The organism is Bacillus sp. CDB3, assembly GCF_002081505.1.
Classification (GTDB): domain Bacteria; phylum Bacillota; class Bacilli; order Bacillales; family Bacillaceae_G; genus Bacillus_A; species Bacillus_A cereus_AT.
Map to the genome: position 1 here is coordinate 1 of NZ_ALBR01000081.1, position 11,257 is coordinate 11,257.

Consider the following 11,257-nt stretch of genomic DNA (forward strand, 5'->3'; position numbering starts at 1 on the left):
CCTGCATTCCACGTAGTACATATTACTACTGGGTAAAAAAATGGAATGTCCCTGACAAAGATGCCGAATTAAAAACACTCATTCAAACCATTTATAATGAACATAAAGGACGTTATGGTTACCGACGTATTCGTGATGAGCTTATGAATCGTGGGTATCAGATCAATCATAAAAAGGTACAACGTATCATGAAAGAGTTGGGCTTATCCTGTCTCGTTCGTGTGAAAAAATATCGCTCTTATAAAGGAAATGTTGGCAAGGTTGCTTCTAATATTTTAGATCGTAATTTTCAAGCGGAAAAACCAAATGAAAAATGGGCTACGGATATCACAGAGTTTAAAATACTTGGAGAAAAGTTATATATGTCACCCATGTTGGATTTATTTAATGGAGAAATTATAACGTATACCATCTCTTCCAAACCAACCTATTCACTGGTTTCCAACATGTTAAATCAAGCTTTGGAACGTTTAGCAGAGGCCGATAGGCCCCTTATCCATTCTGATCAAGGTTGGCATTATCAAATGGATAAATACCGTTGTTTCCTTACAAAACATGGCATTAGACAAAGCATGTCACGAAAAGGGAATTGTTACGACAACGCAGTGATTGAGAATTTCTTTGGCATCATGAAATCTGAACTTCTTTACCTACAAGAATTTGAAAGTGTAGAACATTTTATACAAGAGTTGGCTAAGTATGTAGAATATTATAATCACAAACGAATTAAGGCAAAATTAAAAGGTATGAGCCCGGTGCAATACCGAACACATACCACAGGGGCTGCCTAATAAAACAATATGTCTAACTTTTTGGGGTCACTTCACAACAAGACTTCGGTTCTTTATATAGAGAATACATAATTTCGATTCCTTTTTACTCCGCACCTTCCGCGGTCGCAATATCATTCTCTAAGTTTTCTCTTGATAATTCAGCTGCCATAAAATCAGCTGTTTCAGGAAGTGCTAAATGCATATGAGCTTTTTGACAAATTTGGATCGTACAGTTTTCGATAACATAGTCGAAAACATGTCCGCCCCCGCTTCTTTCATCATCAATATAATGTAAGTGGAAACCAGCTACACCAATACCTTGCGCGTAATCTGGTGTCCAAAATCCAGCAAGTGTACCTTCTGTATTTTTAAATGAAAAAATCGGTTGTGATTTCGTCACTTCAACGAGTGGTGTATACGGTTTTTCTTGTCTTGGAACAGTCCTCGTTCTTACTTCACGGAACGTACCATCCATTCGAATCGCATAAAATAAGTTTTTGCTCGGCATTAATTCATGTAATAATGCTTCCACTTCTTCACGATTCATCGGACGCTCTACCGTATAACTCATTTCTTTTTCAAAAAACGTTACAGTCGCAAACGGTGTTGTTTCTTCTGGCTCTACTTTTTCTGCTGAACCGTCTGAACGTAAATGGTAAAACTCATTATCAAATGCGATCATTTCACCATCTAATTGATCAAATGTACCGATGCCGAAATCACCACGTTTTTTCAATTCCTCAAAGCTAATCACACCATCATATATACCATCTAATAGTGCAAGCATTGTAGATGTTTGATATACTTCATTACTCGTTTTCGTTCTTTTTGCATCAATATTAATTAATTGCGCAACACTCATCACAAGTCTGCCTCCATTAGTTTAATTGGTTTGGTAATAGTTTTTCACTTAACTTAATGTTGTCACGGTAATCGATTGGAATATCAATAATGACAGGACCGTCTGCTTCTAATGCCGTTTTCAATACATCTTCTAATTCATCTGGTGTATTGACACGAAGACCTAACGCCCCGAAACTTTCCGCATATTTCACAAGATCAACATCCCCAAATTCTGTAGCTGATGTTCTGCCGTATTTCATCATTTGTTGGAACGCAACCATATCGTACGTACCGTCTCTCCATACGAGATGGACAACAGGCGCATTTAAACGTACCGCTGTTTCTAATTCCATCGAAGAGAATAAGAAACCACCATCACCTGACACGGAAACAACTTTCTTGCCCGGTTCAACTAAAGTAGCGGCAATTGCCCAAGGTAGTGCAACACCTAACGTTTGCATACCGTTACTAAATAATAGTCTACGTGGTTCATAAGAACGGAAACATCTTGCCATCCAAATAGAATGTGAACCGATGTCACATGTAACGGTTGTATCGTCACTAATTAAAGAACGAAGTGTACGAATGACTTGAAGTGGATGCGTAACACCTTCTGAAGCACGGTTTGGAACTTCTGCTTGCTCTGATAATTTCGAGCGTAATCGTTCTAAAACTGCTTCTGATTTCGAACTTAATACAAGTTTCGGTAATTTTTCTGCAATGCTATTTACTGTTAAAGCAATATCACCAATTAATTCACGCTCTGGTTGGTAATCATGGTCGATATCTGCTTGATGATCATCAAGATGAATAATCGTTCTGTCTCCAAGTTTATTCCAGAATTTCGGATCATACTCAATTGGGTCATAACCGATAGAAATAACAAGATCTGCTTCTTCTAGTAAAATATCACCTGGTTGATTACGGAATAATCCAACGCGGCCGAAGAAATGATCTTCTAACTCACGTGAAATCGCGCCAGCTGCTTGATATGTTTCAACGACAGGAAGCTCTGTATCAGCAATTAATTCACGAACCGCTTTCGTTACTGCATTCGTGCTCGCTCTCATACCGAGTAAAATAACTGGTAATTTCGCTGATTTTATTTTTTCTACTACATATGTAATTTCATGTGTGGGAGCGATTCCAAGCTGTGGCTTAGAAAGTGCACCGATAGACTCTACAGTCGTTTCCGCAGTCATAACGTCTTGCGGAAGACTTACTAAAGTAGCTCCTGGATTTGTCGAAGTCGCACTTCGGAATGCATTTGATAGCGCTTCTGGCACATTATCAGGATGCTCTACTTCTACGCTATATTTTGTGATTGGTTCGAATAGTGCAGCATTATCCATAGATTGGTGCGTACGTTTTAATCGATCCGTACGTGGAACCGCACCAGCTAAAGCAACAACGGGATCACTCTCCGCATTCGCAGTAACAAGACCTGTCGCTAAATTCGATGTCCCTGGTCCTGAAGTTACAAGACACACACCCGGTTTCCCTGTTAATCTACCAATAGCAGCTGCCATAAATGCTGCGTTTTGTTCATGACGACAAACAATTAACTCTGGTCCTCTTTCTTGCAGTACATCAAATACAGAGTCAATCTTCGCTCCTGGAATACCGAAAACATGTGTAACACCTTGTTTAATTAAACAATCAACAACAAGATCTGCTCCTCTTGTTTTTGTTTTCACGTCGTTTGCTTTTACACCTGTACTCAAACTAATCATCCCTTTATTTCATAATGTGTGTAATAAAGATTTTTAATTTCACCTAGTTAATTAACGTGGTGAAGTATCATTTATCATTATATTACAAATGCATTATTTTTCCAACGATATGAATTTGACAGTTTTTTGACAAACGAAGGGAAAACCCTTACATTTTTCTTCAATAAAAAAGACACCCCCTATACTAGGAGCGTCTTCCATCATTACGCTTGTTGCGCGTTATATAATTCTTCAAGTGGCTTCATGATAATTTTGTTAACGTCAGTGATAACGATGTTTAAACGTTGCTCAGTTTCCATTAACTTTGTGATTTTAGCATCTTGTTGAATACGAGCTACAACTTCTTGTGCTTTTTGGTTATCTTCTTCAGTGATTTCTTGACCTTGCATCATTTTTTGTTGTAGGCCAAGTTGCATTGTACGGAACTCATCGAATAAGTTCTTTGACTCTGCATCTCCTTGTACTGCTGCGTAGCTTGCTTTTAGTGTTTGGAAATCTTCGTTTTCAGCGATTGTTTTTTGTAATTCATATGCAACATCATGAATGTTTTTTGTCATTTTATTTTCCTCCTTTAGAAGGCTAGCGCTTTTCATGCGCACTACCTTTTAAGTGCATTTACATACGCACCTCTTCTTACCATATCAAACTATGCAAGAGATGTGAAGAAATTTCACTTTTATTTCTATACACCCATCATTATTACTTAAGGAACAAGAGTAACAAGCCTTGAATAAATCCAATGGTTCCTCCTAATAACGCCCCTAAATATGTAATCATTTTTAACTCATTTTTTGTAATGGACAATACAAGATCTTCTAGTCTCTCCGTTGAAAATGTAGACACTTCTTGCTGGACAATTTCCGCAAGGTGTAGATTGTTTAATATGCTCTCTACATTTTCTGTTCCCCACTTCAAGCCTTTCGTTACTGCACTTGGGACGATTTTTTCAATGATTGTTTCTCGGACCGGTTCACATACTTGCTGAACAGACTGATTTAAAAATTTACTCACTGTTTCCTCTACTTTAACTGCTGACAGTATGGATTTCACAATCATTTCTTTCTCTACAAACGTTTCTAATTCTTTTACATCTCTTCCTTTTAACTTTTCCCACTCTTTTTGCAGTACATCAGTTAAAAGCTTTTTCGTGCCATCTTGCCCTAAAAACTTAATGACTTCTGGCTGTACTCGATCCACTAAACTGACATTCCCTAAAAACATTCCGACTAAGTTAAGTAGCGTTCCCCTAGAAGCAAAGAAATCATCAATCATTTTTGAAAGACGACCTTTCCCTTCTTCACTTTCAAAAAAGCGAATTCCCCGGTCTAAAATAAACGCCGATACATTCGGAATCGCATTCTCTACTTTTTCATGTATAGAATGAGGTAAAGCTTGTTCCCATGTATATGTATAGTACTCTGCTAAAAATTCCTGAATTTTTTCTGTAATCACATGTTCAATTTTCCCGGTTGCCTCTTCTTCTACATGTGCCAAGTTCCATTTTTCTAACATATCCCGTAACGACTGTTCATTTGTAATTACTTTATCAACTTCCACTTGTGTCCAGCGAATTAAACTGGCTTGAAACTCTTCATTTGTTAATTTCTTTCCGATTCCTTCTGGTGTTAACAAATGTTCTACAACCATTTTGCCTAATTGAACAGCAAGCTCCTCGCGACGCTTCGGAATTAACCCTGGCGTAAATGGAACTTGAAACTTTCCAATATAAATCGGACGATGAGGACGGAATAACATTTTTATTGCTAAATGATTTGTATATCCTCCAATAATCGCCCCGAGTCCTGTCGTTGTTAACATATTCAACCATATATTCATCATAATCAACCTTTCACTTCTCCAAAACTATAGCATATCGTCATACGGACAAAAGTATAATGGTATAAAAATGTATTTGCAATATATAGCTTCGCCTATTATGCAAACATCTTGTTAATAAAGGAGTGATTTCGTTGGTTCTTGGTCTTTTAACTTCTAAATTTCATCACGAGCAAATGTATTACACCGAAATCGCTAAGCGAGCTCGTCTGTATCATAACGTCGTTGCTCAATTCACACCGTTTAGCATTGATTCAAAGACAGATCTTGTTTCTGGTCTTATTTACGATACAGATACAGGAAATTGGATAGATCAAACCTTTCCCATTCCTTCATACATATATGATCGCTGTCATTTCAAAGAAGATAAAGAATTCCAACAAGCAAAATCGATTATTCATTCATTACGCAAACGTTCCTCGACTACTTTTTTAAATAACACACTTATTAATCCAAGTGATTTACACAATCTTTTTCTTACTAATAAACGTCTTTCTCCTTACATTCCAAAAATAAAAAAGGAACGGTACAAGGAATTTTTAAATTACTACTAGAAACAAGAGATATTGTTATACGCCCTCTCAATATACACTCTAATGAAAATTTATATCGCGTCACTTACAAACATAAAACATTTCATATCGATACAATAAATGAACAGCATCATACTTCTACTCAATTCAAACGGACAGATGAATTTATATCATGGTGCAAATTTCACATACACGCATCCCGTTATATGATCCATCCAATGTTACAACCTCCAAATCAACTATCATATCCAATTCATATTCGAACCATTATGCAAAAAAATAAAGAACAGAATTGGGAAGTACTCGGTCAATTTATACAAAGGGATACCTTCCCTACACAATTTTTACTTTCAGTAACAGAACGTTCTATGTTACATCCATTTTCTAAAATTAAATATTTACTTTCCTCAACTGGCGTTCAATTATTGAAAGATGCTTTACATGACGTTGTAACTGAAGTTTTTAAAACACTTGATCAGTCCTATTCTTCATTATTTGAATTAGAGCTTTCTACCATTATGGATCAAAAAGGTGCCATTTGGCTTATGTACGTCAATACAATGCCGTCATACGAAATTTATACCAAGTACAACGACCAGTTAGCTGAACAAATTTTTCATGGTCCATTAAAGTTTAGCCGATTTACACCATAACGAAAGGAGGCGAATCCCCGTTGAAAGAGCACATATATACATTAAGCATTTCAGATGAGTATCCAAATAGTATCACTTTACCTTACGTTTTTTCTATTACACCACCAATTACATCACTTTCCTTTGGTGTACGTTATATCACATGTGAAAATATTAAAATTCATTATTCATTTACTCGAGAAATCATTATCGGAAAACAAATTGCAGAAAAACTTTTACTTCCAGACTCCACAACAATCCATGCCCTCACACAAAATGAAACAATCATTTTCGGCCCATTAATCGGGATTTTCACAACTGGTTTTAACGATGAATCACCTACACCTTTAGGAAATCGTTCAACTTCTCTCGGCGAGTTACTAACACCGCCATTCACATTACGACCATTTGTATTTGTCTTTGGCGTTCAACATATAAATTGGGAGGAAGAAACCATTGAAGGGTACTTCTTTCAAGAAGGAAAATGGGTAAGAAACAAAGTCCCTTTACCAAATGTCATTTACGACCGATTGCCGAATCGCCAAGCAGAAAATTACAAACCGATCGTAAGAGCAAAGAAACGATTACAAGGTGACTATGCAATCCCATGGTTTAATCCAGGGTTTTTCAACAAATGGGAAGTTCATCAACTTCTAATAAAAGAAGATTCGATTAAACCATTCTTACCAAAAACAGAGGCATTTCAACATTTTGAACAAGTAGAACGACTCCTTGGTACGTATAAATATATTTATATGAAACCGATACATGGTAGCTTCGGAAGAAATATTCATCAAATACTCTATTCCCAAACGGAGAATTGCTACTATTGTCGTTATCGTGAAAATGACCAAAATAAACTAAGAAAGTATCAATCATTAGAAGCACTTCTTAACCATGTGTTAAAAGGACATGATTTAAAAAAATTTATCGTACAACAAGGTATCTCACTGCTCCGCTTCGAAGGGCAACCCGTCGATTTTCGCATTCATACAAATAAAAACCATTTTGGTAATTGGGTAGTCAGTGCAATCGTCGCAAAAATCGCCGGCAAAGGTAGCTTAACAACTCATGTAAATAGCGGCGGTGATACGAAATTACTTCAGGAACTATTTCCTGATTCAACAAAGCAAGTTCAAATTGAAAATAAACTAAAACAAACAGCCTTACAGATCAGTTATGCACTTGATCAACAAGTAACCGGGAACATTGGAGAGATTGGTTTCGATATCGGTTTAGATACGATGGAAAAACCATGGCTATTTGAAGCCAATTCTAAACCGGGGCGAACTGTATTCCAAGATGAAAAGTTAAAAGAACAAAGCGAGCTTACGCGCCAATTATTTTATGAATATGCCATCTATTTAACTGAACATTCTTTGCGCGATTCGAAAGAAAAAATATCTCAAATACAATCAAATCCTGCACCTAACACTGAAAATATCCCGTCCCCTATGATTAACTCACAAATAAAAAAACAAAAACTTCCACCTCACTCATAAGGTGGAAGTTTTCTATTTATCCCGCTATTTGTGGGCAGTAAAACTCCCACCTCAAAATTCGGCTGGAGCAAAGAAATTAGGCGGGAGTCAGGGTGCCCGTAAACGCCCGATTGGTACGGGCTAATAATCAGTGGGGGTGAACAAAACCCCCACTGATTAAAGTTCCACTTTATATAAACTTCACTACAACTTCCGTTTCCACATTACATACTCCGCAATAAAAAATATGATTACAATATTCATTTGAATTATTATGTGTTAAACCATCTACCGCACTTAATAATTCCTGATCCATATATGCACTGTAATCATCTATGTAATCTACAGCTTTCCCATAATCTTGGAGTATTCCTTGGCAATTTTGACAAGAATATGTTTGTGATTCTAATGCATTGCAAAGCGGGCAAATTCCCATAGTGATTCCTCCATATGTTATCCTTTTTAGATTCTAGCCGTGCATAGGAGCGGTCAGTCAGTACCTTTTCCTGCCCCATCCCGGATTAAAACAGAACTATGAAGTTAATACCAATTTAATTTTTATTTTACTAAGCTGTAAGCACAGCTGATTATATATAGAATTTAAACGTAGATGATTTCGCTCTTAGTTTAGCCTTCTTTCTTAAAAATACAACGATTACTCTTATTTCATAATTTACAAAATAGCGAAGATTTTTTTACAAAATTTACAAATTATTATTTTGTATATCTTTCTAGGTAACATCCATACTATGAGTACAAACTTAATTACCGATGGATTAGCGCCAAACGGGGCGATAATCTGGTTCAAATCCAGCTAGTCCAACCAAAAAAATTTTTATAACTCTAAGGAGGATATATTCCTATGGCAAACCAAAGTTCTTACAATCAATTAGTAGTACCAGGAGCAACAGCTGCAATCGATCAAATGAAGTACGAAATCGCTCAAGAATTTGGTGTACAATTAGGAGCAGATTCTACGGCTCGCGCTAACGGTTCTGTTGGTGGAGAAATTACAAAACGTTTAGTTGCAATGGCTGAGCAAAGCCTTGGCGGATTCCAAAAATAAATATATATGGCAAAAAAGGTCTCAAGGCATATGCCTTGAGACCTTCCTTAATTTATTGCAACATTTGTAAAAACTTCTTCGTTCGTTCTTCTTTTGGATTTGTAAATACATCTTCCGGTGTACCTTGTTCGACAACGACACCGCCATCCATGAAAATAACACGGTTCGCAATTTGATGAGCAAAGCGCATTTCATGCGTTACAATGACCATCGTCATTCCTTCTTTAGCAAGTTCTTTCATAACCTTTAAAACTTCTTGAACTAGCTCAGGATCAAGTGCTGACGTTGGTTCATCAAATAGTAAAACTTCCGGTTCCATCGCAAGCGCACGAGCGATTCCAACGCGCTGTTGTTGTCCGCCTGATAATTGGAATGGATATAAGTCTACCTTATCCGCAAGACCAACTTTTTCAAGGAAATAGTTTGCTTTTTTCTTCGCTTCTTCTTTCTCCATCTTTTTCACTGTAACGAGCCCTTCCATTACATTTTGAAGTGCTGTTAAATGGGGAAATAGATTATGGTGCTGGAATACCATACCTGTTTGCGTGCGAAGATTTACAATATCTTTCTTCGATACTTTTTGAGAGAAATTAAGCTCTTCATTGCCGATACGAATGTTACCAGCATTCGGCGTTTCTAACACGTTGAGGCAACGCAAGAACGTCGTTTTACCAGATCCAGATGGCCCGATAATAACAACCACTTCGCCCTTCTCAACTGATAAATCTATATGCTTTAGTACGGTATTATCTCCGAAACTTTTTTGTAAATGTTGAATTGAAATCATAAAAACAAAAACTCCTTTTATGAAAGGGTTATTTTAGAGTATAACGTTCTGAACGTTTTTCTAATATTTGTTGCACGATAGATAATAAGAAGCAAATTACCCAATAAATTAGACCTGCTTCGAAATAAACAATTAAAAACTCATAGTTCATTGCCGCAATTTCCTGCGCTTTTCGGAACATTTCTGTTACTAAAATTAATGACGCTAATGACGTATCCTTCACTAAACTAATAAATGTATTCGAAAGCGGCGGAATAGATACACGCGTTGCTTGCGGTAAAATAACACGTTTTAATGCTTGCGGATATGTCATCCCAATTGTGTAAGCTGCTTCCCACTGTCCTTTCGGAATAGAAAGAATAGAAGCACGAATAATTTCAGATGCATATGCACCAACATTTAATGAAAAACCAATAATTGCTGCTGTATATGGCTCAACCTCAATATTAAGAGTTGGAAGACCATAGAAAATAATAAATAACTGTACAAGAAGTGGCGTTCCGCGAATGATAGATACATAGATACGAGCAATCCATTGTAAAATACGACTACCTGAAATACGCGCGAGCGCTGTTAGCGTCGCAAGTATAATACCGATAATAAATGTAATAAGCGTTAACGGAATTGTCGTAAATACAGCTTCCTTCAGCATAGGCATGAAGGAAGACTGCATAATATCTATCCAAGTAGACAGTCGATCTGAGACCACTACACTACTTAGAAACATTTTCACCGAACCATTTTTTCGTTATTTTATCGTACGTACCATCTTTTTTCATATCTTCTAACGCTTTATTTACTTCTTGTACAAGTTTGTCGCTACCTTTACGGAATAAGAACCCACTTTGTGAAGCTTCTTTTTCTGTATCTACAATTTTAATTTTTGCATCTTTTTTCGTTTCTAAATAATTTAATACTGATAACTTATCATTAATTGTGAAATCAACGCGTCCTGAAGCTAATAATTCTGCCGCTTGGCTAAATCCTTCTACACCTTCGATTTCTGCACCGTTTTTCTTAGCAATATCTGCATAGTTACTCGTTAAAGATTGTGCTCCTTTTAACCCTTTTACATCAGCAAATGTAGCAGGCTTATCTTTATCTTTTGCGATAACTAATGCCGCTGAAGATGAAATGTATGGTTTAGAGAAATCGTATTTCTTTTGACGATCTTCACGAATACCAACTTCGTTTGCAACCATATCGAAACGTTTTGCATCTAGGCCAGCAAGTAAGCTATCCCATTGTGTTTCTTTAAATACAGGCTTTACACCTAAACGTTTTGCAACTTCTTCTGATAGCTCAACATCAAATCCAGTTAATTTATTGCTTGAATCGTGGAATGTGAACGGTGGGTATGTACCTTCTGTTCCAATTACAAGTTCACCACTTTGTTTTATCTTTTGTAATGCATCTTGACTAGCTGTATCTTTTTTCTCTTCTTTGCCGCAGCCCGCTACAATCCCAATCGCTAATGTAGTTACTGCAAGCACTGAAAATAATTTTTTCATGATAGTAGTCCTCCAAGTATTCTGATAGGAATTTAAAAACTATATTGATTGTATGCAATTTC

General features: G+C 36.7%; 11 protein-coding genes and 1 pseudogene. 4 read left to right on the forward strand and 8 right to left on the reverse strand.

Annotated features, from left to right (window positions below; all coding sequences use genetic code 11):
- The coding region (locus CDB3_RS19840; RefSeq protein ID WP_128855685.1) for an IS3 family transposase at positions 1-791 on the forward strand (791 nt) is incomplete at its 5' end.
- 85 nt (positions 792-876) lie between these two features.
- Here the strand turns inward: CDB3_RS19840 and alsD are convergent.
- The 4 genes from alsD to CDB3_RS19860 all read right to left on the reverse strand — a co-directional run bounded on the left by alsD (position 877) and on the right by CDB3_RS19860 (position 5,194).
- A complete protein-coding gene (alsD, locus tag CDB3_RS19845; protein ID WP_128855720.1) occupies positions 877-1,635 on the reverse strand; it encodes an alpha-acetolactate decarboxylase in 759 nt (252 codons plus the stop codon).
- A gap of 16 nt (positions 1,636-1,651) precedes the next feature.
- Positions 1,652-3,340: an acetolactate synthase AlsS gene (alsS, locus tag CDB3_RS19850; RefSeq protein ID WP_128855686.1), complete on the reverse strand. Its 1,689-nt coding sequence runs from the start codon at positions 3,338-3,340 to the stop codon at positions 1,652-1,654.
- Between the two features lie 212 nt (positions 3,341-3,552).
- Positions 3,553-3,906: a YlbF/YmcA family competence regulator gene (locus CDB3_RS19855; protein ID WP_128855687.1), complete on the reverse strand. Its 354-nt coding sequence runs from the start codon at positions 3,904-3,906 to the stop codon at positions 3,553-3,555.
- Positions 3,907-4,048: 142 nt separating this feature from the next.
- Complete coding sequence (locus tag CDB3_RS19860) at positions 4,049-5,194, reverse strand: DUF445 domain-containing protein (protein WP_128855688.1); 1,146 nt, start codon at positions 5,192-5,194, stop codon at positions 4,049-4,051.
- A 125-nt stretch (positions 5,195-5,319) separates the two neighbouring features.
- On the opposite strand from CDB3_RS19860, the pseudogene CDB3_RS19865 reads away from it, so the two are divergent.
- A pseudogene (locus CDB3_RS19865) lies at positions 5,320-6,371 on the forward strand (YheC/YheD family protein).
- A gap of 20 nt (positions 6,372-6,391) precedes the next feature.
- A complete protein-coding gene (locus tag CDB3_RS19870; protein ID WP_128855689.1) occupies positions 6,392-7,852 on the forward strand; it encodes a YheC/YheD family endospore coat-associated protein in 1,461 nt (486 codons plus the stop codon).
- Positions 7,853-8,021: 169 nt separating this feature from the next.
- Here CDB3_RS19870 and CDB3_RS19875 read toward each other — a convergent pair whose 3' ends face one another.
- On the reverse strand, positions 8,022-8,267 hold the full coding sequence (locus CDB3_RS19875; protein ID WP_128855690.1) for a hypothetical protein: 246 nt from the start codon (positions 8,265-8,267) through the stop codon (positions 8,022-8,024).
- Positions 8,268-8,693: 426 nt separating this feature from the next.
- Here CDB3_RS19875 and sasP point away from each other — a divergent pair, with 426 nt between their 5' ends.
- The gene (gene sasP / locus CDB3_RS19880) at positions 8,694-8,897 is read left to right on the forward strand and encodes a small acid-soluble spore protein, SasP family (protein ID WP_000013349.1); all 204 of its coding nucleotides are present in this window, start codon (positions 8,694-8,696) and stop codon (positions 8,895-8,897) included.
- A 52-nt stretch (positions 8,898-8,949) separates the two neighbouring features.
- Here the strand turns inward: sasP and CDB3_RS19885 are convergent, their stop codons facing one another.
- Genes CDB3_RS19885 through CDB3_RS19895 form a run of 3 tightly spaced genes read right to left on the reverse strand, consistent with a single transcriptional unit; the run spans position 8,950 to position 11,195 of the window.
- Positions 8,950-9,684, reverse strand: a complete 735-nt coding sequence (locus tag CDB3_RS19885; RefSeq protein WP_128855691.1) for an amino acid ABC transporter ATP-binding protein — start codon at positions 9,682-9,684, stop codon at positions 8,950-8,952.
- A gap of 28 nt (positions 9,685-9,712) precedes the next feature.
- Positions 9,713-10,411, reverse strand: a complete 699-nt coding sequence (locus CDB3_RS19890) for an amino acid ABC transporter permease (RefSeq protein ID WP_071747859.1) — start codon at positions 10,409-10,411, stop codon at positions 9,713-9,715.
- Positions 10,398-11,195, reverse strand: a complete 798-nt coding sequence (locus tag CDB3_RS19895) for an amino acid ABC transporter substrate-binding protein (protein WP_128855692.1) — start codon at positions 11,193-11,195, stop codon at positions 10,398-10,400. Before CDB3_RS19895 ends, CDB3_RS19890 begins: the two co-directional genes overlap by 14 nt.
- Positions 11,196-11,257: the final 62 nt, after the last annotated feature.

Excerpts from the sequence above, each read along its gene's own strand:
- CDB3_RS19890 (WP_071747859.1), bottom strand. The coding sequence starts at position 10,411 with ATGTTTCTAAGTAGTGTAGTGGTCTCAGATCGACTGTCTACTTGGATA.
- alsD (WP_128855720.1), bottom strand. The coding sequence starts at position 1,635 with ATGAGTGTTGCGCAATTAATTAATATTGATGCAAAAAGAACGAAAACG.
- CDB3_RS19895 (WP_128855692.1), bottom strand. The coding sequence starts at position 11,195 with ATGAAAAAATTATTTTCAGTGCTTGCAGTAACTACATTAGCGATTGGG.
- CDB3_RS19885 (WP_128855691.1), bottom strand. The coding sequence starts at position 9,684 with ATGATTTCAATTCAACATTTACAAAAAAGTTTCGGAGATAATACCGTA.
- sasP (WP_000013349.1), top strand. The coding sequence starts at position 8,694 with ATGGCAAACCAAAGTTCTTACAATCAATTAGTAGTACCAGGAGCAACA.
- CDB3_RS19855 (WP_128855687.1), bottom strand. The coding sequence starts at position 3,906 with ATGACAAAAAACATTCATGATGTTGCATATGAATTACAAAAAACAATC.
- CDB3_RS19875 (WP_128855690.1), bottom strand. The coding sequence starts at position 8,267 with ATGGGAATTTGCCCGCTTTGCAATGCATTAGAATCACAAACATATTCT.